Source organism: Oscillatoria salina IIICB1 (assembly GCF_020144665.1).
In the GTDB taxonomy this organism is placed as follows: domain Bacteria; phylum Cyanobacteriota; class Cyanobacteriia; order Cyanobacteriales; family SIO1D9; genus IIICB1.
In genome coordinates this window covers 25434-49520 of the sequence record NZ_JAAHBQ010000029.1, presented here as the reverse complement: position 1 = coordinate 49520, position 24087 = coordinate 25434, and the positions used below count along the sequence as shown (strand labels likewise).

The 24087-nt window shown below is 39.1% G+C and carries 14 protein-coding genes; 5 read left to right on the top strand and 9 right to left on the bottom strand.

Features of this window, described 5'->3' with window-relative positions; translation table 11 throughout:
* Nucleotides 1–39 precede the first annotated feature (39 nt).
* The 7 genes from cas10 to G3T18_RS10505 form a co-directional block, all read right to left on the bottom strand.
* Nucleotides 40–3099 carry a type III-B CRISPR-associated protein Cas10/Cmr2 gene (cas10, locus tag G3T18_RS10530; protein ID WP_224410511.1) on the bottom strand — a complete coding sequence of 1020 codons (3060 nt, stop codon included), beginning with the start codon at nucleotides 3097–3099 and terminating at the stop codon, nucleotides 40–42.
* A 611-nt stretch (nucleotides 3100–3710) separates the two neighbouring features.
* Nucleotides 3711–4268, bottom strand: coding sequence for a hypothetical protein (locus G3T18_RS10525; protein ID WP_224410510.1), 558 nt, complete (start codon nucleotides 4266–4268; stop codon nucleotides 3711–3713).
* A 221-nt stretch (nucleotides 4269–4489) separates the two neighbouring features.
* Nucleotides 4490–5500: a GNAT family N-acetyltransferase gene (locus G3T18_RS10520; RefSeq protein WP_224410509.1), complete on the bottom strand. Its 1011-nt coding sequence runs from the start codon at nucleotides 5498–5500 to the stop codon at nucleotides 4490–4492.
* A 30-nt stretch (nucleotides 5501–5530) separates the two neighbouring features.
* Nucleotides 5531–5656 (bottom strand): hypothetical protein, encoded by a 126-nt coding sequence (locus G3T18_RS25515; protein WP_263480343.1) that lies wholly within the window; start codon nucleotides 5654–5656, stop codon nucleotides 5531–5533.
* Between the two features lie 71 nt (nucleotides 5657–5727).
* Entirely contained in the window at nucleotides 5728–6063 is a 336-nt protein-coding gene (locus G3T18_RS10515; RefSeq protein ID WP_224410508.1) for a XisI protein, read from the bottom strand.
* Nucleotides 6033–6467: a XisH family protein gene (locus G3T18_RS10510; RefSeq protein WP_224410507.1), complete on the bottom strand. Its 435-nt coding sequence runs from the start codon at nucleotides 6465–6467 to the stop codon at nucleotides 6033–6035. Before G3T18_RS10510 ends, G3T18_RS10515 begins: the two co-directional genes overlap by 31 nt.
* A gap of 75 nt (nucleotides 6468–6542) precedes the next feature.
* Nucleotides 6543–6689: a hypothetical protein gene (locus G3T18_RS10505; RefSeq protein WP_224410506.1), complete on the bottom strand. Its 147-nt coding sequence runs from the start codon at nucleotides 6687–6689 to the stop codon at nucleotides 6543–6545.
* 296 nt (nucleotides 6690–6985) lie between these two features.
* On the opposite strand from G3T18_RS10505, the gene G3T18_RS10500 reads away from it, so the two are divergent.
* Genes G3T18_RS10500 through G3T18_RS10490 form a run of 3 tightly spaced genes read left to right on the top strand, consistent with a single transcriptional unit; the run spans nucleotide 6986 to nucleotide 7902 of the window.
* A complete protein-coding gene (locus tag G3T18_RS10500; RefSeq protein WP_224410505.1) occupies nucleotides 6986–7195 on the top strand; it encodes a hypothetical protein in 210 nt (69 codons plus the stop codon).
* Between the two features lie 52 nt (nucleotides 7196–7247).
* Nucleotides 7248–7685 carry a type II toxin-antitoxin system VapC family toxin gene (locus tag G3T18_RS10495; RefSeq protein ID WP_224410504.1) on the top strand — a complete coding sequence of 146 codons (438 nt, stop codon included), beginning with the start codon at nucleotides 7248–7250 and terminating at the stop codon, nucleotides 7683–7685.
* Nucleotides 7686–7695: 10 nt separating this feature from the next.
* Nucleotides 7696–7902 (top strand): hypothetical protein, encoded by a 207-nt coding sequence (locus G3T18_RS10490; RefSeq protein ID WP_224410503.1) that lies wholly within the window; start codon nucleotides 7696–7698, stop codon nucleotides 7900–7902.
* 141 nt (nucleotides 7903–8043) lie between these two features.
* On the opposite strand, the gene G3T18_RS10485 is transcribed toward G3T18_RS10490, so the two are convergent.
* Both G3T18_RS10485 and G3T18_RS10480 read right to left on the bottom strand, forming a co-directional pair.
* Nucleotides 8044–8379, bottom strand: coding sequence for a XisI protein (locus G3T18_RS10485; protein WP_224410502.1), 336 nt, complete (start codon nucleotides 8377–8379; stop codon nucleotides 8044–8046).
* Nucleotides 8380–8506: 127 nt separating this feature from the next.
* Entirely contained in the window at nucleotides 8507–20878 is a 12372-nt protein-coding gene (locus tag G3T18_RS10480) for a S8 family serine peptidase (protein WP_224410501.1), read from the bottom strand.
* Nucleotides 20879–21571: 693 nt separating this feature from the next.
* Between G3T18_RS10480 and G3T18_RS10475 the strand changes: the two genes are divergently transcribed.
* Both G3T18_RS10475 and G3T18_RS10470 read left to right on the top strand, forming a co-directional pair.
* Nucleotides 21572–23104: a site-2 protease family protein gene (locus G3T18_RS10475; RefSeq protein ID WP_224410500.1), complete on the top strand. Its 1533-nt coding sequence runs from the start codon at nucleotides 21572–21574 to the stop codon at nucleotides 23102–23104.
* Between the two features lie 2 nt (nucleotides 23105–23106).
* Complete coding sequence (locus G3T18_RS10470) at nucleotides 23107–23457, top strand: hypothetical protein (RefSeq protein ID WP_224410499.1); 351 nt, start codon at nucleotides 23107–23109, stop codon at nucleotides 23455–23457.
* Nucleotides 23458–24087 lie beyond the last annotated feature (630 nt).

Below are 24087 nucleotides of genomic sequence, written 5' to 3'. Positions count from 1 at the left end.
CAATCAAATCAACAACAAGCATCAACTTCAAATATTTCTTTACTCAGAAGACCATTCGTGAAACTGCATCATTTTATCGACCCAGAAAGCACTAAATCGTAACAAATAAGCCAAATCCTTTTCTTGAGTACCCAGTGCATCTTTTCCCAGTTTGTGTTGAGTTTGATAAGCCCACGCTTCCCAACAATTAACCCAGTCAAGTAAAGCCTCTTTAGTTGTATCAGACAAAGTTTGCTCCCGTCGAGAAAGAATAACTTCGGTTGCTCTAGATAACAAACAATCTGACTCGGTTATTGCTGCGTGACGAGGTAATTCTTCAGCAAGTCGATACAACAAAGGACTAAAATCCACTTGTGAGTAATTTTGCAAAAAATTCCACCAAGAATCGAGTAAATCTCCTTTCATCAAAGCTTCTAAAGTATTACCACCACCATAAATAACTCGGAAGCACAAACCATCTTTACCTGCTAATTTTTTCGCTCGTTCTTTTTCCGCTTCCCAGAGATTTTCTAAGACAGTTGGTAAAGGAACACTTTTGTGAGCAATTACAATTCCCATACTCATAGTTGCACCTTCACCCATTGTAAAATGAGGACGGGAAGGTAAACCTTCTAATTGAGAGTTTGGATGCCAATAACCACCTTTACTGGTAAACTCATTTTGTGGGTCTTTTCCACCACACCAAGCCGCACGTAAAGATAAGAGAAATTCAGGTAAATCTGCTAATGGCAAAACTGCCATTACATCATCGCCACCACTATAAACTACCCTACCACAAAAACGTTTTTCTGTAAGATAAGGCACAAGACGATTAGAAAAGTCTAAAAGCGCGCGATTTAGTCCCACATGAGTTGCAGGTCCCATACGTTTTTTCGTATTGAGAAGTTCCTCAAAATTAGCTGAATTTTTAGTTGTGTTCTCAATAGCATCGAGAACAAGATACTCAGAATATTTTTCCATTTTTGAACCAGAAACATATTTACCCATACTGTCTCCATCTGCGAGAACAATTACCCACCAATCAGCCGGAGAACCGTTGTTGAAACCACAGTCTTTATGTGCTTGATTGACTATTTCACGTAGCTTTTGTAAATTGTTGTTAGATTCACTTTGGTTTAAACTCAGATCGTCTGCTAACCATTTACTAGAAAACATCACTCCGTTATATCCGGGAATTTCTCGGTCAGTTTTAGGTACTTGAAAGTCTCGTCGCGTTTTTGAGCGAAACTTTCTTCGTAACTGCGGATCAAATATTTTTTCTTGCGAATTAGGTTGCTTAGAGTTCATTAATCGATTGAGATTTGTCCAATACTGGCGCACTATTCCTGGATGTTCGTAAGCAAATTTGGCGGCAGCAATTGAGCTAAGATTAGGGAAGCGAATTAATTTTTCGTAGTCTATTTCAGAACTATTTTTTCGATTATTTTCCTGTTCTAAATCTTCCTCTTCGCTAGGCACTGGATCATTTTCTTCTCCTGTTAAATCTATCCCTAACGACTCGGCTACACCGCCGTATTCCCAAGCCATTCGTTTAGTTAATTCAAGCGCATTTAGCTTTTCTGAACCATTGAATAAACCTGGATATACAATTGCCATTACTTGCCAAAATAAGCGCATGGAACTTTCTGGTAATCCTCCACCTTCTTTGAATGTTTCATGGTAATGTAAACTAGGGTGAACGGCACTAAATTGACCGGAGATAGTTGAACGTTCTCCTGGGGCTGCGGGAATCTTCCAAGTACGAGTATTTTTTACTGCTTGAATGCTTTGTCCTAATCTGGCTTGAAGGCTTCCCCACCAGGTGCCAATATTAACTAGGGAATAAGCAGTTTCTTCTACCACTGTGGGGATAGTTTGATTGAAGCGTGGAAGGGCAATTTGGTTTTGATTTTCTTTCCATTCTTGATAGTTATCTGGGTTGTCGGTAAGAGATATACTTAAGTCAATTTCGGGGTTTCCTAGGGGGATTGCACTCCAATAACATTGCCAGGTATTCTTTATTTGAGCATCCCAAAGTTGATTCCATTCCCAACACCCTCCCTGGTGCAATTTTTGTAATTCTTCAACATAAGGGCTAGGATGGGCATGAGGAAATTCTTCTAAAATTGTTTCCCACAAATCGCCATTATTTTCGACAGCATCTTGTACTTTCGCTTTAATATCTTCGCGGACTTTAGTGGCGATATTTGACCATTCTTTTTTTAATTGGCATTTTAGTTTTTTTCCTAAGTCAATTGCTGCTTGTTTACCGGGAACTAAAGCGGTGATAACATTAGGAAATCCGGCGGTAACTAAACTGGTAGATTTCTGTTCCTGAAAACGCTTAACTGGGTCGCAATTATCGCGTGAATACTGTTGAAAAGTATCGCGAAAAATGGTAGAATTATCATTGTCAAATTCTTTGACCATCAAAGCATCAATAATTTCTTGACTCCATAAAGAAGGAGTGATAACTGCATCGGGACTGTATTTACAAGCAATATACCAACAAAGTTTGGCACTTAAATAGTGGAGTAAATATGAGCCAGACCAAAAGTCAAGAAATTTACGTGAGGCTTTGATAATTTCCTGGACTGGGGAAAAAGTAAAGATGAGTAAATAAGGGTGTTCTGGTTGATTTAAGTCTTTACCAGGAGGATACATTGCACCTAATAAAGCAGCAATTGTACTTCGATAACTCGGTTCCGGACAATCTGGTAAAATTGGGTGAGCGGGAGTTAGTAAAAAATCTCGTTGTGTGGTAGCTAAAATTTCTGGATAGAATCGCCAAAACCACCAATAAACTTTTTTAATGTCAGTTTCTTGGGCAATAATGCTACAATCGAAACTATCTGGGGAGATATCTGCGTTAATTGTTTGTGCGGCTCCACTGAAGGGATGTTTGCAAGTATCCCGTAGTACGTCGGCTTCTGTTTGCAGATTAACTCGATCTGACGAACTAGCAATCTCTCTAGCTAATTGGGTAATTTGCTCCCAATTCTGTTCTAAGTTTTCTCTCTGTCCTTGCAGAGATGGCAACTGTGCGCAAATTTGCTGGCGTACTTCAGTGTTAGCAAAGCCCGACAGTAAAACATAAAGTTGATAACGATCTACATTCACAGTAAGTACCTAGTTAGATCCTGTTGTTTCGGTTGTATCATAAGGGCGATCGCCCTATCACTTTTTCGGTGCGAATAACAAAACTGCGATCGCATTTGGGTAGCTTGTTAGACGCTGCTATCGATCTTTCTGAACTAGAAAACTATTTTTTGGCAAAACTTGCTTAAAATTAACATTTATTTACCAATCTGAGCCAGGAAAGGATCTCACCGCTCACGCTCGGTTTCGGATGGGAGGGGTGTGATGGTATAGCAGTAAACAGTAAACAGTGAACAGTAAACAGTGATGAGAGCCTATGCTAGCAAGGTTTTCCGAAAATGAGGATGTCCTAACTAATTCGTTCTCTGCTATAACATCCACCTCGACCCCTAATAGTGTCAATACATCTAGACCGAACCGGCGATCGCCGGTATTGTTATCTTGTTTAACTTCTCTGGGCTCTAAAGAGATGGAGATTTACAAAAGTAGCGGCGACTTTGAAATTTTCTCTCAAAGGAGTCAGTAGGGGCGCTTTGACTACGCCTTTAAGAGTCTATTTTTGGATGGCTTAAGAATCCCCTCCCTTTAGCAACGCGGAGGGAGGGGAGCAGTCAAATATTTGCTCAATCGTCTTAAGATAAGAGTTGAGGTGCGCCACCGATGGGTTTTCTGGAATTACGACCATTAGTAGCTGAACTTGGTACATCTGTATGGTCAGAAAAGTATTCTGTGAGGGGTGAGATAACTTTCTCAAACCACTTGACTCGTGTTCCACTCCAAGAGTTAGTTTTGCTGGTTGTCGCTAAGACTAAACCATACTCGGTTCCAGCTTCTGTAAGTTGCCAAGAGCGAGATTGATTGGGGTGAGTTTCCTGGAAACCTAATTCAACTAATGCTGAGTTGACTTGTTTTGCACTAATTTTCTTACTCAAGATGTCACTCAATTTGGTTGCTAATTGGGTGACGGTAAGTAATTCCTCCGGTGGTAAGGGATCAGACTGGGCAATTAAATCTGTAGCTAATTTTACTATGGCTGTGGTTTCTGGATGTTGTTGGGCTAAAGCATTGGCTTTGAATTGTTGTTTAATTGGAGAATCTACCTCGCCGAATAAATAGTCAGCCAGGAAATTGATTGAAGCTACTGAATGCTTCAACTCTTCAACACTGGGTAATTGTTCTTTTGCAGCCATTGAACTAGAATCGAGCTAGTTTTCAGCAATTTTGACTAATCTTTGTCTCCTAGTCAAGAGAAATTTACAAAATTAGACATATTGCTTGAACTTGACTCGTTTCAAGCATAATTAGAGACAAAGATTAAGCCAAATATTTCTACTATTTATTGTTGTTATTAGCTTATTCACCCATGTTAGAAAAACTCCAGTGTCAATCAACTTAAGCTGACTATTCTAATTCAAAATAGAGGTGACTTAAAAATTGGCTGTCCGTCGGGACTTCGGAGAATTTTCCCGTCTGAATTTAACTCAATATCAGAGAAAACATAATTTCCGTCACTATCTTGTTTGAGAGTTATTTTTCCCGAAACCTTTTGATAAGCAGGAGGATGAAATTGTGGAATACCTTGATATTCTACTACTTGATTATTTTCGTCGCGCAGGACAGGACAAACAACTAATTCGCCATTTTTATCGAAAACAAAATCTTGAGTTTGAGGGTCACGTACAGGAGTAGAATAAATGGGTAATTCATTAGATAGTTTTATTAGTTCTCCTTGGTCATCTTTTAAGGGAAAAAGAAAGACAGGTTCCCCTTGAGGGTTGCGAACTAAAGCATGAGTTTGAGGGTCATGTAAAGGAATAGCATTAGGAGTAGGAACTTCAGGAAAATCGATTTCTGGATGGGGAGGATGTAAGCTGGGTAAATCAGCATCATCGGGTAGTGAATAATGTTTGGTATACTGAACAGCAGCTTTAGTAAAACCAGCCCGTTGTAATAATGCTTGAATACCTGTTTGGTCTGCACCAATAAGCAAGTCAATGTCGTTAACTTTCATCTCTTCAGCTTTCCCTATTCCAGCATTAGTAAGCAGTTTAATTGCTTCAGGATGGCGATGTTCTGGGTGGACGTACATTCCTAAAACTGAAGCTACGCGACGGGGAAGAAAAAGATTTTCTTGTTCGTGTTCGGTAACTAATTCGCTGGGAAGATCCGGTGGTGGTGCTTCATCGTAAAAGTAAATAAATAAGCAACCAACAATTGTTTTTTGCTCGTTGTTTTGCTGTTCGAGTAGGTAGCAAAAAGAAAGCGGTTTGTCAAGTTGATTTTGGATATATTTTTCAAAGTTGAAGTTAGGTTTGACAATCATTGAAGGGTCAACAGCCGCTCTTTCTTGAGCAAAGTTTTGCCAAAAAGGGACAAGTTTTGGGCTGTCAGCAGGAGTTGCAAGTCGGCAAGTGTAGTTCATCGTTGTTTGGTGAGTAAGGTGAGTAAGTTATTAAATAGATTTACGCGATCGCTCGCGACTGTGGACGAGGGCTTTCCACAGGGGAATTAGTGGGTACATTAATAGGGTTACTTGTCTTTGGGTGTAGGTTTGGGGGATGGTTATTGTGTTTGTCACGGTTTTTTTTGGTTGGTTGGTTTTGGGGGAAGGGGGCGATCGTAAATCTTGACCCGAAAACCCTCCTCAAATTAACAAACTGCAAAATCTGTTATCTTGCGTTTTTCGGGGGTATAAAACCCTAAAACAATTTTGTCTTGGGGAACCCCTGCTGCTACTAACTCGTTAGCGATACCATCTTCAGTTCCGTCGCGATGAATCCAAATTTTATCGCCTTTTATTTCCAGATGAAGTATGCAACCATGAACCATTTTATGACCCTCTACTCCCAAAATCATTAATAAATAATGGTTTTGTTCTCGGTCGAAAACCGTTTTTCTCTCTACTTCGCTATAGGAATAGCGCAATTGAGCATAGTCGCCGATTATTTTCTCGATTATTTGTTGATATTTACTGATGGTATCCATTCAATAATTACCTCCTCTAATTTGTGGAAAGCTACTAAATTTAAGCGCTGATTTTCTAGCATGAGTTTGCCGATGGGTTCGCTGAATATTCCAGCATAAGCTTCTTCATCTACTGCTAAGTAGAGAATTCTGTCTGGGTTCGTTTTTTCGAGTACATCATGGTAAACGATATACTGACCAACAGCATTTTCTAAGTCGTTCATTGGGGAAGCACCTGCAAAACTTTTTAGTTCTACTGCTATTTTCACCTCTTCTTTTTCTGCTGCCAGAAGTAAAGAAGCACCCAAATCAATATACATATCTCTAGTCCCCCACTTAATAAAGTAAGGGTCGTCGGTTATGCTCCAGTTATCTTTTACCAGAGCGTTAATTAAGTTGGTATGGTAAGCATCTCTAGCTGGCATTATGGAACAATTTATTGTCTTTTGCTCGTTGTTTTGCTGTTCGACTAAATAGCAAAAAGAAAGCGATTTGTCAAGTTAATTTTGGATGTATTTTTCAAAGTTGAAGTTAGGTTTGACAATTATTGAAGGGTCAACAGCCGCTCTTTCTTGAGCAAAGTTTTGCCAAAAAGGAACAAGTTTTGGGCTGTCAGCAGGAGTTGCAAGTCGGCAATTGTAGTTCATAGTTATTTAGTGAGTAAGGTGAGTAAATTCGCGTCAGTTATTAGATAGATTTACGCGATCGCTCGCGACTATTGATATTTGGCAAGCTTTCATTTGGGGTCAGATTGTTTTGGATATTAACTAAAACTATTTTATTTAATGATAGCATATTTTTGATTCGGTTACAGTTGTATTTAGAAAAAAAATTACGATTAAGGGCATTAAGCTAACTTATTACTTTTGAGTTTATTAAATCTGTCTCGATCTCTACAATAACTACTATAATAAAAATAAAATTGAGTTTAGTAACCTGAACAATGAGTGATGCTAATCGAGTCTTGAATATTTTCAATATTCAATCTTTTTCTGTTGAGTATTTTCTCAAATTACTAAAGGAGAGGACGACACTTTCAGTGCAGTTATCTGAAAGAGAAATATTAGTAGTAGAAGTTCGGCAAGAAGAATTAAAGCCTTTACCTATTTTAGAGGTAAACGTGCCTTTGGGTTGGAAGAAAGCCATTTACTAGGGTTAATAATGACAGTTAGTTGTTTTTGAAGTATTAGATGACAAGTTAAACGATGAAACTCTATTTAGATACTAGCGCATTAAATAGAATATTTGACGACCAGTCTCAGGCAAGAATCTACTTAGAATCGGTGTCAATGACGCTGATATTTTTGCTAATTGAAAATCGAGTAGTGGAAGTTATCTCATCGGAGGCTTTAGTAGCAGAAACTAATAACAACCCATATAATGAACGACGGGTTTTTGTTGAAAGTGTTTTACAGGAGGCTAAGTCTTTCCAAAGTTTGAATGAAAAGTTGCTGGTAAGAGCGGAGGAAATAGAAGCTAATATAGGGATTAAGGGAATGGATTCGCTGCATTTGGCGAGTGCTGAAAGTTTAGGTGTGGATTTTTTCATTACTTGCGATGATAAAATAATTAAAAGGTATGAGGGCGCTATAATGGTTAAAAGTCCAACGGATTTTGTTAATAGCGTTCTTAGTTCTTTTTAGGAGGATAAAGATGGTTCAAAAGTTAATTGTGCCGGAAATGGCATCGGTTAGAACTGAAAGTGTTCGGGCAATTATCGATCGCCTGGGTATTGCTAAAGCTGCATTTTTCTTTAGGGAAACCATGTCGCAATCAGTGGATTATTTGGAGTTAAAGGAAAAAATGTTTGGGGAGAAAACGGCGAGGGAAATTTATCGGGAAATTAAAAATAATCAATAGATCGCTGGTACGTCGTCTAGGGTTACTTGTCTTTGGGTGTAGGTTTGGGGGATGGTTGTTGTGTTTGTCATGGTTTTTTTGGTGGGTTGGTTTTGGTGGAAGGGGGCGATCGTAAATCTTGACCCGAAAACCCTCCTCAAATTAACAAACTGCAAAATCTGTTAATTCCCGTGTTTCTGGGTGGTAAAACCCTAAAACAATTTTGTCTTGGGGAACCCCTGCTGCTACCAACTCGTTAGCGATACCATCTTCAGTTCCGTCGCGATGAATCCAAATTTTATCGCCTTTTATTTCCAGATGAAGTATGCAACCATGAACCATTTTATGACCCTCTACTCCCAAAATCATTAATAAATAATGGTTCTGTTCTCGGTCGAAAACCGTTTTTCTCTCTACTTCGCTATAGGAATAGCGCAATTGAGCATAGTCGCCGATTATTTTCTCGATTATTTGTTGATATTTACTGATGGTATCCATTTGATGATTACCTCCTCTGATTTGTTGAAAACTACTAATATTTAGCAGAAAGAAAGCAGTTTGTCAAGTTCATTTAATATTGGTGGAACCGAGTAGGTATTTTTGATTTGTTGTTAGATGTTTCAAGTTATTTTTTGGGAACATAGATATGTGCTGGTCCATTTCCGTCATATTTGGTTCGTGTAAATTGCTGGTAATCACTAATAAAACGAGTGGGATATTTAGGAGTTGCCGCTTTTATTTCGATATGTCCACTGAGACGGTTTTTTGTTTTATCGAAAACAATAATACTTCCATTGGGGATATCTTTAAGTGGAGTAAAATTATCAACTTCATTAAAATAGTTATGAAAGTTGCCTTCTTTTATAGCATCTGGAAATTGATAAGCATGAGGAACACGTTTACTATGCACACCTACAGACTCCAAGATATTTTGAACCGCATTTAAACACAGACCTCCACTTTTTGAATTACGTCCATATTTTAATTCTGCTTCCTGAACCAGCCGCTCTGGAGAGAAAGATGAAGATTGTGCTAATCCTTCTTGATTAGATGTATCAATTGCAGCAATTAATAAACTCCGATCCCATGTCAACCCTGTTTCTGGATCTTTATAGAAAGCAAATTGCTCTCGCATCTCAGAAGACTCAAATTCTTTACGCAACTTCTCTCTTTCTATCTCATCTATTCGCTCTGAACTTTCACCTTCTTCTACATTTTCGCCCTCGTTAGCTTCACTTTCCTCTTCCTCAAAATCATCTTCATCCTTGGAAACACAAACACACTCATCTTTCCCAGAAATATTGTCAACCAAACCACTGATATCATCTCGCCAAATATTCAATAAACCATCAAGCCCAGACAAAACAGATTCTAAAGTACCGCCCATTGCCGCACCAGTAATAGTTAAAGCAGAGTTACCAGCTTTGCTCAAATAATCGAAAACTGTAGAAACTGTGTCGCCAAAGAAACTTCCGAAATTCTTCCCAAGAGTGGTAATGGTATTGAAAATATTACTAATTGCGCCAAACCAATCGCCACTTTCAATAGCTTTTACGCCCTTATAAATCATTACTGGAACTTTTTGCAAGCTATTAAAAACTTGGTACATAACTTGCTGTAATTGCCCAGTCAGGTTGTTAACGACATTGCTCAAGCCAGTGGTGACAAAACTAGCAAAACTACCAAGAATTTGTAATGCACCCAAAATGCTCTCGCCAGACATCAGAGAACGCGCCCCGGCAAATACGCCACCTACCGCAGCTTGGATGCCTTGTATTGTGTTCATGATTGCCTTGCTAATTAAACCAGCACTGCCTAAACCGCCCGTAAGACCGCTTACTACGGACATGACGACGTTGAAAATACCACCTAACCAATCACCGTTCATCACGGCTTGAACGCCGCTAATGATACCGCTAACCGCCATCAAACCATAACCCAGAGGTGCTAGGGGAGTGAAACTGAGGATAGTGCCGAGGAGACTGGTAATAATCGAAACCATCCCCAACATCTCATTCCAGAAATACTTTTTCCGCGCCTTGCGTTCAGCCACTCGTTGGTCGATGATTTGCGCTAAAATCTGCCGAGACTCGGCGGCTAAACTTTGGGAAATATCAACTGCTTGCTTTGCATTAGCTACTTTCGTTAATGTCTCTAGATACCGTGGTTCAATAACCTGCCGTTCTTTTCCTAATTCTTGCGCCCTTTCTAACTCCTTTAATAATTGCTGGCTGGCTTGTTGTAAGTCCTCCTCCGCTAACTGCAATAACTCAGCATCCCATTGTTCTTCTAACTCTAGTTGGAATATTTGCGTTTGGTAATGTGCCACCTGTCCAACTAATGCTTCTGTAGCTCGCAAGAGGTTTTCCTGAATATTTTCGGCTTCTTCCCCTTGCAAAGCGAGATGAATATCTCCTTTAACTTCTGCTAATAAAGCTTGCAGGTTTTCTGGTAACTCAAGCTGTTCGCCTCCTAACTCTTCTAACTGTGTCAGCAGAGTCGCCATTTGAGTCTGTAACTCGATGGGGTTGTCAGTACCTTCGAGGGAAGCGAAACCAACATCGGTACGAATTTGATTCAAAGTGGTGCGTAAGTCTTCTTCGGCTTGAAGTTGGCGCAGTTGTTCTAACTTCGCTTGGGTTTCTAGACGTTGCCGTTCTAGTTCTAATTGTTCCCTTTCGAGACGAGCTTGAACTGTTTGTTCGATATCTGCTTGTCGCTGGGCGGCTATTTGCTGTTCTAATTGAGCTTGAGCGAGATTGAGTTGTTCGATGCTGACAAGTTGAATAAAGGTTTGCTCGGTTTGTTGGCGGATGCGAGTGATACCATCTAACCGGGCTTGAGCAAGAGCTAATTCTTGTTCTTTGGTGGCTTTTTCGGCTTCGGTGACAGCAAGTTTTTCGTTAATTTCGTTGAGCAGTGCGATCGCTTTATCTTGCTGTTTTTGCAAAGCTTTCATCTGCGCTTGTGCTGTTTCTCGAATTTGCTTAAATTTGTTGGCTTGGGCTTGGGCGCGCTGTTGGAATTGCCGATGTACCAACATTTCGTGATAATAGCTATCGGCTAATTCTCGATCTTGTTCGGTTGCGATACCGCCAGAACTACTGCTACCTTTGTCGCTGGCAAGGTCGCTATAATCTCGATAATAAATTTCGGCGGCGGTGGCAATATTGTTATGTTGGGCAACTTGGAGTAAGTGTTTGGCTTCTTGAGAACCTGCTTTGGTGGCTTCTTGTAAGCGCTGGAGAATTTGAAATTCTAAGTTATTAACCCGTTGTTGTTGTTGGGCGGCTTGTAAAGCATAGTTAGCCTGAAGTTCGGTAGCTTCGAGTAACTCTTTGAGGACGGTTTGATGTTCTTTGGCGGTTTTGAGATGTTCGTCATTTTGGGCGATTAAGTTCCCTTGTAATTCTTGTAGAGGTTCGCTTAAAGCTTGACTGCTGGCTTCTGCTTGTTCTGCAAGACGTTGGGCTTCGGCTAAGGCTTCTCGCGCAGCTTGTAATTGTTCTTGTAGTTGCTCGAAGTCGGTATCGGGACTGAGAAGATATGCGTCCAAAAGCCGTTGTTCGGCGATGATGACTTCGTTTTGGGCAGTTAGGAGGGTACGCTTTTGGGTGAAGGCGGTTTGTTGGCTGGTGAGTACGGCGGCTTTGTTTTCTAGTAGGGGTAAAGTTTGTTGTAATTGAGCTAGTTTGGTTTGTAAGTTAACTAATTCGTCTCCGGTAGCTGTGGAGATTTGATTCGTTAGTTGTTGAGTTTGGGCGCTCAGTTGGGTATGAAGTGCTTGGACTTGGGCTAATTCGGTGGCTAAACCGACGCTTTGTTGTTCTACCCACTGTTCGATATCTCCAAGTTGATGCTGGAGTTGTTGGGACTGATTGTTTAGTTCTCCGCGACGTGCGAGGATGTCGGCAATGGCTTGACGATACTGGAGGGATGCGGAGTCGTAGGCTTGGTTATTGGCGGCGATTTGAGCTTGATAATTGGCTGTTTCTTGCTTGGCTGTGGTAAGTTCTTCCTGGAGTGTCGGGAGTAAATCTTCGAGAATTTGCAGTTGTTCTTGAACTGTGGGAATTTGCTCTCGTGCGGTTTCGAGAACTTCGAGTAAGTTGCGACTAGCATCGATCGCTGGTTCGGCGTTGTTCGCGGCGTTGTCTGCATCTGTCCAGGCTTCTAGTAGGGGTTCGAGTTGTTCTATTCGTTCAGATTGGTTGTTAGCTATTCGTATTTGTTTGAGTGCTTGCGATCGCAACTGTTGGGCATACTTAGTATAGGTGTCCCAAAGAATCCAGTGGTGGTCAATATGGGTAATTGTTACCCAATGGTCTTTTTTCTTACCAAAGCTGCCACGTTTCCAAGTTTTACGTTCTTCAGTCCAAGTTGGACCTAGTTTGAGACTACGTTGCCAATGGTAAGCAGCTTGTTTTTCATACCAGTTAGCTTGAGCAAGGACGGCAGCACTTTGAGCCTCATTCTGGGCTAGATTTCCTTGTAGTTGATTGAGTCGAGTTTGATACTTAGTTTGTTCTTCGGAGGTTTCTTCTTGAAGTACGTTGATTGCTGTGCCATTGTCGAAGGAAATCTCTAGGTTTTCCAAGTAATTTTTTGCTTGAGTAAATTTCAGAGCAGCATCGCGTAATTTAGCAGCTTCCTTAGCTTTAGCTTGAGCTTCTTCGTACTTCGCTGTGGCGGCTGGATTAGCTAAACGCTTTTCAAAAATTCCATGTTTAACGTAATGTTCTAAGCCGCTTTTAAAACCTCCTTTTCTAACAGCTTTAGCAACGTCGGGATACTTTTCTAAATATGCGCGTTCATTAAATATTTTTGTTCGAGCGTAAAAATTGTCGGCTTCGCTTTGATATTGCTTTCGTTCCTCTTCGTACTTCTTGGCAAGTTCTTGATCCTCAGCAATTAAAGACAAGTAATGCTCGTTCAATGGGTCATTCAAAAAGCCTCGACGATAAGCTTTTGCAGTAGGAAATTGCAAAGCAATATCGCGTAGTTTAGCAGCTTCCTCAGCTTTAGCTCTGGCAATATCGCGATTATGTGCTGCTTCAGGATTAGCAAAACGTCCTTCACTTAGACCATGATTTAGGTAATGTTCTGGCGCACTCCCAATTTTTCCGATAGCAACATTATAATAAACATCTGGATTATACCTTAAATAAAGCTCGCTATTAAAATCATTAACGTGACTATTCCAGATTTTAGCTTGTTGCTGATATTTTTTTCTTTGTTCTTCGTAATAGTCTGCTAAAGCTTGGTCTTGTTGGTAATACCAACCTCCGAGATGTTGATTTAGAGTTTCCAGTTTTTCTCGATCTAGCGGGTTCTCCTGGGACTCACTAATAATTTGGTGAGAAATTTGTGGTATTTTCTCAAAAGCATTATTTTCCTCAGCCCACTGACGCAATTCAGCAATAATTGATTTTTGTTTTTCCTCTAAATCTTTAACAGAAACTTCAACTAAACCACGCTTGTTATTTTGGGATAAACCATTCCGATTTTGGGTATCATTCCACTTACCTGAACCTTGTCCGTGAAATTCAGTCCAATCCTCTTTTCCTCCAGCGTTATCAGGTTGTCCTGGATAGAAGTTAGTATAGTCAACAGGTTCGCCGCTAACCCAACGCCACTCATTTTCTTTTTTAGCATCAGTTAATCCTATCCAAACGCTGCGTTTACCAACTTTTTCCCGCAAGAATTGTTGCTCGGCATCGTTACGAATAGTGACTAGATTTCCTTCTAGCTTTTTGGCTTCAGTTTGGGCAGCGTGCCAAGTGGTATTAGCTTTAGTAAAGAAGTAGCGATTCCCGTTATCTGGATTTTCAAAATATTTGTAGTCTTCAGATAGTTTTAATCGTGCTTTTTTTTGTTGTTCGAGTTCAAAGAAAGGTTTGAGAATTGACTCGGCTTCTGCTAAAAGCTGAAGGTGCTTTTGATATTCTGCTAATTCTTCTGACTCAATCCCATAACGTTCGGCTATGGGAGCAATTTCTGACCACAATTTTGCATCTTGTTCTAGCCAATGTTTGATTTTTTCAATCTCTTGCTCAAGGGTATTTTTTCCTTGGAGAATTTCATCGTGACGAGGTGCAACAACTCCGTAGGTAGTAATAGCATCGCGTAAGTTAGCATGAGTCGAATTATATTCACCGTGAGCGTCGGCAAAGTTAGCTTCGATATAGGCAATTAAGTCATCGACAGATTGAGATAAATTCTGTTGATTTTCGCCTAATTCTTTTGTTTGTTGATTCCCATTTAATAACTGCTGCGTCCAAGTCGCTACTCCCTCTACTAAATCTTGACGTACAGTATCGTTAAGTTGAGCATATCCCAAGATACTGTCGCTATCAATTGCTTCATCTGCGAGATTTTCAGTTTGTAATAAACGCTCTAAAGCTATTAAGCGTTCGTCGTTAGTTAGGATTTCTTGGCGAATTTCTGCTTCTTGTTTTTGACGCAAAACTTTCAAGACTTCCAGCGCTCTTTCTAGTCGTTGTGTTAAGTTTTTCAGGTTAGTATCGTTTTCCTGTTTACGAGTTAATAAAGTATCTCTTTGGGCGACTGTTTGCTCAATTGATTCGGTTAAAGCTTGACGACTTGAATCATCTGTGGTAAGCGCTAATTCTGCTTGCCAATTATTAATTAATTGATTGAATTGTTCGGCTTGGTTAGTTAATTCTTGACTGCGTTTTTGTAGTTGCTCGATGAACTCTCGAACTTGGGGTTCAACTTGGGTGGGAAAGAAGTCCAAGTCTGATTCGGAAGCTAGTACACCGAAACTAATTAATTGTTCTAAAGCAACAGTTTGATTAGCGGTAGTTTCTGCTAGCTGATTGTTAGCATTTTCACTTTCGGCGATCGCGTCCTGAAAGGCTTGTCTTTGGGCGTTTTCCTCATCTTGTAGGGGTTTGAGACGTGCTGCGATGGGCGCGATCGCGTTTTCAAGCACAGTTTTTTCCGCAGTTAATTCTTCCACCTTTTGAGTGGTATTTTCTAAAGAGTTGTTTTGTGCAGCAAGTTGAGCTTTCAGTGCCGTTAATTGCTCTTCTAATTCGGCAATTTTACTCTTAGTTTCCTGACGTTGTTGCGAAAGTTTGTTGCGTTGGTCAGCTAATAAAGATGCCCTTTGCAAATGAGCGCGATAAGCCTTAGCTGCGTTGGGATTATAAGCATAAGTACGACCATTCCAATACCAAATTTGTTGTAGCTTCTGCTGTGCAAGACTATAGTAATAAGCTTCGTTATTTCTTAAGTCTTTATCTTGCTCGATTAAACTCTGTAACTTTATTTTTTGGTTATCTAGTTGTACTGACTCAAGGAATTCTAAAGCTTCCTGAGTGTCGGCTATCTCTTGCTCGAATTGTTGTTGTTCTTGTTGGCTGGATGCGAGGTTATTTTCCAGTTCGTTAAGCTGCGATTCTAGGGAGAGGAGTTGAGCGCGATCGCTTGTTCCTGCTTGTCGTGTGGCTAATAAAGCTTCCGTAGCTGAGATTTGGGACGCGATCGCGTTTTCCCATTCCTCAGATTGATTTTGATAATTTGCTTCTAAAACTTTGGTTTGATTAAGAACATCTAAGCGACTTTCTAAGCGATCGATTTCATTATAAACTTGCTGGAGATACTCCTCCACAAGTTCAATTTCGCGGTATTTATCTGAGAGAGAATCTTCTATTTGATTAGTTTGTTCTTTCAGTTGTTCGAGAGACTCAGATAAATTCTTTAATTCATTTTCCAGATGAAAATTCAGTTCTGTTTGTGAATCATTAAGTTGGTTCGTTTCAGCTTCAAGGCGTTCTTCGAGAGTCGCAACCTTATCGAATTTAATATCTGCTGTAAATTTTGTAGCGTCATAAAAAATACTTCTATAACGACCAATTACCAAATCTACATTCGAGCCAGGTTTAACCTTAAAATTAAGATTGTAGTCAACTCCAACACTATCTTTAGGCTCAATTCGCTGTTTCCAAACAACTTGTCCATCAACAATAATTTTCCCAACAATTCCATCTCCCCCTCCCACATCGGCTTTAGCTAAATTTCCTTGAATATTAATCGTTCCTTCTCTGTCACTAATCCATCGAGATACTGCATTAGAATTGGTACTTGGATGACCTCCTCCTTTCTCTATTCTATGTGTCTTTTCTCGCCCAAACCAACTATTTTTAGATTTTTTAGTAAACGGTACAAAACGCCCATCGCGATAATAACCATAATACCAGTTATTTTCACCTTGATTTAATAAAGAAAAATCATCTTTTGAATTAGTAAGATGCTCGAAGGGTTCCTCTTTAGCTATCTCAAGTTCACTGGTTAAAGTATCAACTTTATTTTGCAGTTCGTTGACGATTTCGCTAATTTCTTCTATTTGTAAATGTTTCTCTTCAATGAGATTTTCTTGAGTCTCAATGTTCCTATCTAACTCCGCTTTGTCTAAACCCAATCGCTGATATTCTTTCTTTAAATTAGATAAAGTTTCTTCCGCTTCAACTATTTCGTTTTCAGCAGTAGCAAAGCGACTTTCTAGATCGTCAAAACCCGTCAATAAATCGGCATTACGGCTTTTTACCTCTTGGAGAAAGTCAAGATACTGTTGCAGAGGTAGACTATTTGAATCAACGTTTAAATAAGCTGACAAATCTTCAATTAGCGAATCTATCTTTAAACGTTGAGGAGAATCCGGTGCTGATAAGTTTAAATGTTCTAATTTAAGCTGCGCCCAGGACAAATCTCGCTCAATTTCCGCCAAATATTGCTGTAGCTTTTCTAACTGCGCTGCTACTTTTTCTTGAGGATTAGTTATCAATTGGTTGGATAACTGTAAAATCAATTCTTCAAGTTTGATTTTCTCTTCAGTTAAATCGTCTACTTGTTTCTGGAAACTAGCACGACGTTCTTGGTTTGGCAGAAGAAAACCATCAATTTCTAAAAAGCTTTGGAGATTTTTCTTAGCAGTTAAACGAGCTTCTTCTATAGCTTTCAGTTGCTCCTCAATCTGATTTAAACGTGCTTCCGTAGTCGCAGCTTTCTCTTCTTGGTTAGGTAATGACTCAGTTTGCAGTTTATTCAGTTCATTTTCTACTTGTTCAATTTGTAAATTTAACTGTGCTAACTGTTGTTCTTGAAGAGGAGTTTGTAAAGCTAATAAGTCTTTTTCTGCTTGTAGTTGTAGCTGGTTGGCGACAATTTCATATTTAATTGCTTGCTTGATTTCCGACCAATTACCAATCCTTTTTTCTAAAGCTTTTGCTTGCTGCTTCAGTGCATCAGCTTGCTGTTGTGCTTGTTTAGCAAAACTTTCTAATTTTGCCCGTTCTTGTGCTGCTGAATTTGCTTGTTGCTGTGCTTGGTTGCGTAAACCAATATGTTCGGGATGTCTAGTGTAATAATACTCTTGAGCCTGTTTACCCGATTTGAATAATTTATTAAAGTGTGGATTATATAGAGGGTTGAGGTGTTTTTGTATAACTTGAGAATTATGCCAAATAGCAAGGTCTTGATTTTGTTTACGTCGCTTTTCTGCTACTTCCGCTTGTCGCCAATATTGCTTGGCAATTTCTTCTTGTTGTACTATTTGTTCTTGAATAAATTCTAGCAGTTCGCTGGCATCTTCATTAGTTCCTTTACTTTCCGTAATCCGCTCTTTTTCAGTGTCAAGAAAATCAGCGTAATTGTTTAATCGATTTGCTTGTTGTTCTAGTTGAGTAGCTAATTGTTCTAAAATAGCTTGGTTTTGATTAAATATTTGGACTTCATACTGTAAATTTTCGATAGTTTTTCCTGCTACCTGGGCTAAACGTTGATGATGATTTTTTAGCGACAAATAAGGATTAGGTCGTTTAAAACCGAAATGGTGACGAGGAAGTAAATTTTGATAATGCTGGGCTAAGTTTAGATGCTTGCGTCGCTTATTTTGCTGTGTTTGAATATTATTTAAATGCTCAGTCTTTTTAGCTGCTAAATTAGTAGCTTTCCCACGATAAGTTTCCGCTAGTTTTGATTGAGCGATCGCCTCTTCCTGAATAGTGGTATAATCGGTAAATAAAGTCTTTGGATCGACCAGTTGATAGATCAGTTTCTTTTGTGCAGCGACAATCTCTAATTCAGTTTGCGCGATCGCATTTTCTAAACTAGCTATTTGCTCTTCGTTAACTTGGCTTAACTCAGTCTTCTGTTGCTGTAACTGTTCTAACAATTCGCTTAATTCTTGTTGACGGGCTAACAAAGCTTGTAGTCGCCCTCGTTCGATTTTATCGTGATTATTAGCTAAAATTAAAGCTTCTGTTAATTGTTCCCATTCAGCTTTGGTAATAGCTGCTTCGGTACTAACTTGCTGATATTTTTCTAACCCTTCAGTAATTTGCTGTTCAACTATTAAATCTAGTTCTGCTAAATCTAAATCTGGATTACCTAAATTGTTTAAAAGTTGCCATTGCGCGAATAAATTGCTTTGGGTATCATTAAGTGTAGAAATAACCGCTTCTGTTGCTGGTGAAGCTGCTCTTTCTAGTGGTATTACTCGTCCTGTACCACTAAAATTAGTTATCTCTGGAACATCCGTTGCTGTTAGTTCTTCTGGGGTTACTAAATACGCCATTAACACTGCTTCAGTTACATCTAATAACCCGGAACCAGTTTCATTATCCCAACCTTCTGCACCTAAATCTTTCGCTGTAGTTACTAATAATTCTTTGACTTGTTGATAGTTTAAATCGGGATTTACAGCCCAAATTAAAGAAGCTGCACCTGTCACATAAGCAGCAGCACGAGATGTCCCGACAAAAGCATCAGGATCGTTGGCAAATTGACCTCCTGGTGCTACTAAAGTTAATCCTTCTCCTTGTGCTGAATAATCGGCAACTTCTTCCCATTTATTAACAGCACCAACGGTGATAATATTATCATAATCGATGGCTGCTTTGCCTAAAGCCGACATAATATCGCCAGTATTTCCGGCGGCTACAACTAACAACACATTATGTTTTTGAGCATATTTAATTGCTTCTTGTTCGGCTGGAGTCAATTCGTAGCGAGTGGTAGTTTTTCCTTCGTCATCTATTTGAGTTAAGTCAAAACTTAAGTTAACTATTCCTTGTTTTTCTCCGGTTGCTTGTAAGTTATTTACATATTTTGTTAATTCTTCCGCCCAGTTACTTTCATTAATTGTATAGGTTTCATAGTTGAGTTGAGGATTAATTGATGCTAAGGTTTGAGCGACATTTTCGCCATGTTCTCCAGCAAAATCTAACAAGCCTACTGAAGGCATTTTAAAGTTTTCTGCTAGTAAGGAATAAGCTTCTTGGGCGTTAATTAGAGCTTGTTCCCATAAACCTTGGTCGTTGTTATTTAAAGCTTCATTAATTGAGACAGGTAAGCCAAATAACTCGCCAATTTCGGGACGGTTTAATAAGTCTTGTAAAACTTCTACACCTGTGTCACTTAATCCTAATTCAGCTAAAGATTCCGGATTAGTTAAAATTTTGACAATTGTTTCATCTGCTGCTATTAATTCTGAGAAGAAAGTTATTGCTTCAGTAACAGAGGGATGAGCAAAAATAGCTTCTAAATCGTCGCCGATAAAAACGTCTTTTAACTGACTGAGAATTTGCTCAAGTTCTGCTAACTTTTCTTGAGAAAGATTATTTGTGATAACATCAAAGCTGTAGAGAAGTGAGTTTCCAGCTTCGTCACTGGCGCGAATAGCAACCGCCGTAGTACCATTTTTCGGTAAGGCGTTAAGTTGAAGTAAATTGTCTTCTAACTGAAGTGCTAAAGAAGAACTATCCCCTGTAATAAGTTCATATTGCAAAGGTTGTCCTTTGCTAGCAATAAATATTTCGCTAAGGTTAAGAGTTAAATTCGGTTTTTCGGGGGAAAGAACAATAGTTTGAGTACGGTTTGACTCGGCGACTAAACTGATTTTTGGTAAATAAGGTTCCGGTGTAGTTAATTTCGCTTTTTCAACGGCGGCGGTAACATTTAATAACCCGACATCAAGGGTTGCTAAATTGGTGGCAGTTGCTTTAATTAAATCAATAACTTGGGTATAATTAAGTTCAGGATTAGTCGCCCAAACTTTTGAGATTGCACCACTTAGCCAAGAAGCAGCTACAGCCGTGGTTTCGTCATCTTCGCAAATACCTTCGGCTAAAATATCTAATTCTTCACCTCTTCCTGAATAGTCAGCAATTTGATAGGTTTCTGGTGAAATTTTGGTCGCTGCACCGACGGTAATAATATTGTCGTATTCTCTCGACATTTGCCCTAAACTAGAGATGGTTTCTGGATTATCTCCTGCCGCAACGACGACAATAATTTGGTTATCTTGGGCGTATGCTAAAGCTTCTCTTTCTGCTGGAGTTAATAGAGAACGAGGGATTACTTCACCCTCATCGCCGATTTCGGTTAAATTTAAGTTAAGGTGAACTACGGCATTTTTTTGTCCTGAAGATCTGGCTGCGTCAACAAATTCTCTTAATTGCTGAGAAAATTCTTCATCCACAGAAGCTTTCGGTTCAATTGTCCCAACAAATGTGCGATCTCCCTGCATCGCTATGGTGGTAAAGTTGGTAGCAGGGGGATCGACAGGAGTAATAACGACAGGATAATCTACAGGTTGAAAGTCAGAAATGTTCGTTGGTGGTTGAGTGGCTATTGGCGCATCGTCTAAGTGACTAAAAGAAGGTAAATTAGAACCATCTGCTGGACAATAAGGAGAATTCTCCAAATTACTACTCATTTTAATGACCTCTCCAACCGTATCACCGTCTGGAAGCGTCATATCTAACAACTTGGATAAGTCAAGTTCGGGTTGTTTCGATGAGAGAATGTCTAAGAAAGGTAACTCAAAATCATTATCGCCACCATCCCAAAACAAGCTAGGAGTAATCATTTGTTCGAGGATGAAGGTTTGTCGTCTCGCTGCAAGTTTCTTTGATTTTCTTGTTTTTTTGGCTTGAGAACGCTTTTTTCTCCCTAATTGCCACCACTTCATTTGCACTTCTCCTGGTTTTGTGAAGTTTGTCCTTCTATCTAGTTCTCGGTTTTTTAGGGGTGTTTTTGTGCCAATTTTGATTAAATTTGCTTATCAATTTGATAAGATTTAATTATAATTGGAACGCGATCGCACCCATAGGTAAACACACAAGCAAGTTCTACCTCATCTCGATACATTTTCGACTAAGTTAAATTTGCCCCTACAACTTCGTTAAAATGACTCAATTTTTATGCAAGTTGAAAATCATCTTCCTTTGCTAGTAATTTGACTTGCACGCACAAGCAATTCCTGCCTTATTTCCAAACATTTGTTTTTAAAATAACCGAATCTGCCCCTACAATTACTTCTCGTCAAAACGGCTCGACTTTTATGCAAGCTGCTCGATATTTTTACAATTGTTTACAAAACTCAATTAACAATCTACCCCTAAGTAGGTTGATTATTATTGCTCTCCAAAATCAACAAAAATTATTGCTTATCAGTTAACTTCACTAAACCTTTACAAAAAGCGCCACATTTACAGGTTAACTTCATCAAATCTTTAAATTAACCTCCTAGTAAATTTCCGGAAAACGTGCTAGGTTAATTCTATTAGTTTTCGACAAACAGCACCCAAGCAAATTTTCTGCCTGACTACAACTAAAATTTGCTCCCTACTTTTTTCCCAACTAAATAATTTTTACCAGGGCAATGCAGCAACAAAAGTTTGATGCTAATAATTGTCAGGACTGGATTTGTCCTGATTTAACTAAAGATTGGAAATTAGATAGTCTTCGTCGTAGTAAACCAGTTACTTTACGCTCTCGAAGTGGTAAAGTTGCGTATGAATTTAGTCGTCTGGAAGGTTACGCACTCAAACACTTTACTGGTCAGTATAGTGTAGCACAAGTACAACATTTATGTAACTTCCTCAACGATGACGCGATCGCGCCAAACCTCGTCGTAGAATTAATCGAAAAGTTGTTTACTTTAGGAGTCTTATCTAACTCTCCCGAAAAGCACAAACAACTCAATAAATCCGAGAATTATGTTACATCAGATACAGAAAATCTAGCACAACTGGTAGATGAATCTGAATCCCAACCAGCACTTCATTTTCCAATCCTAAAATCCATCGTACACTGGATACAACATCCCGATGGCTATTGGTTATTACGCAACCCCGAAAATGTCACTTTTCTGCAAGTAGAACATCGAGATAAATTGATTATTTCCTTATTTGGGAAACAGCCACTAGCCGAAATTATCGAACTAACTAAAATCGAAGCAGAGGAATTACAAAACCTGCTTAAATTGCTAACAGTTACCGGAATGATAGAAGGTACACAACCGCCGAAACCACCCCGGAAAAAATTCCACATTTTGCAGTTGTTATCTTTTCAAATTCCTTTATTCAATCCTGACCAATGGTTAAACAAACATCTAGCTAAAGTCAGATTTATTTTTACAACCTCATTTTTTTATTTCTTGCTGCAAATTCTCACACTAACCTTAATAATTAGTTTAGCTCAATTACCCCGGATAATCGAGACAGGACAACAATTGTGGGAGAAGCAAGGAATCATTTTACTTTTACCTTTAGCAATGTTATTAATGGTAGTAGTATCCTTGCACGAATTGGCTCATGCTTTTACTTTAAAGCATTACGGTGGCATCGTTCCCGAAATCGGATTATTATTTATTTGTTTACTACCGGGGGCTTATACTAATACTACCGATGCTTACTGTTTAGTGAGGCGAAGACAAAGAGCGTTAGTTGTAGCAGCAGGAGTTATTTGTCAACTTTCTGTAGGTGCAATTGCTTGGGGATTATGGAACTTATTTCCCCCAAATAGTTGGTGGAATACGGGTAGTTATTTGTTGATGATAGCTGCTTTATTAACAGTAGTAATGAATTTGAATCCTCTCAACAAATTTGATGGTTATTATCTCGCAGTAGCGCTAACAGGAATTAATAATTTACGGAAACGTTCGTTTCAATTATATATAGATTTATTCAAGAATCGCCCAATTAATGAAAAAGCTGATGACCAAACTATTTTATTAGCTTACGCACCAGCGAGTTTATTGTATACTATCTGGGTTTTTAGTAATTTATTAATCTGGTTAAGTAAGATATTGCGCGACAATTTAACGGCTACGTTAATAACTTTAGTGGTTTTAGTAGTCTGGGCGTTGTATTTTTATTTACCATTTTCAACACCAAAACTAAGGAGTAAATAACGATGATTCAATCAATTGGGAAAAACCTGGCTTTGTTGGCGACAAAAGGTATAATTATGGGTACTACGGTTAGTGCAGTAGTTCTCTTAACTGGAGAAGGTGTAGTACCTACAAATGCTGCAAGTTTTCGTCTGGGATTTTCGTTTCCTTGTGTGGAAGAGGTATTTGGGGATGTAGGTAATCTTCTCGACGATTCGTTTAATCCTGGAGATAATTCACTAGGAGGGGATTACATTGCAGATGCTCGTTCTGTTCCCGAATCTGGTTATAATTTGGCTATGATTGGTTTTGGTGCTATAGGTGCAATGCTGTTATGGCAACGTCAGCGTCGTAGTAATCAAGAAACTGAATAAAAGGAGCGAGTATTAGTACATTTGTTCTAAAATCGTAGCTGTTACCAGGTTAATTTAAGACTTGGTTAATTTTAACATTGTTTTGTGGGGGCGATCGCGCGATCGCCCCTTTCTTTTATTCTAGCTCACTTTGTATTTTGTTAAGAAATGTGTACTCACGCCTAAAAAAAGCAGTCAACACCAAGAGAAGAGAGTAAGGAGACAGTTGAGAATCGCTCATCTTTCTTCCCAATCGAAAGCAAAAATTGCTTTCACCAATCAATAAAACAGGCTACAAATTTTTGAGACGTAGCGTGTTTACAGATTCGTTTACCCCAAAATAATTGACTTATTTAGACTTACTTGAAAGTAGGAAAAATTTTCATGAATTCATTGGAATTAGCCTGGATAAATTCAAGAAAAAGTTATAACTTTTCCGTCGATAATTCCGTAGCTTCACTGAGGTAATATTCGTCAAATAAATTTACTATCGAAAAGGAATAAAGAAGATGCAGGCTTATTTAAATACTGCAAAATTCAGCTTACTTACCAAGCAGGGTGTATTGATGAAACTACTACATTATTTCCGAAAACCTTGCCAATTATTATCTTGGCTAACTCCAAAGTCATTAATTACCAATCCAAGCCTAA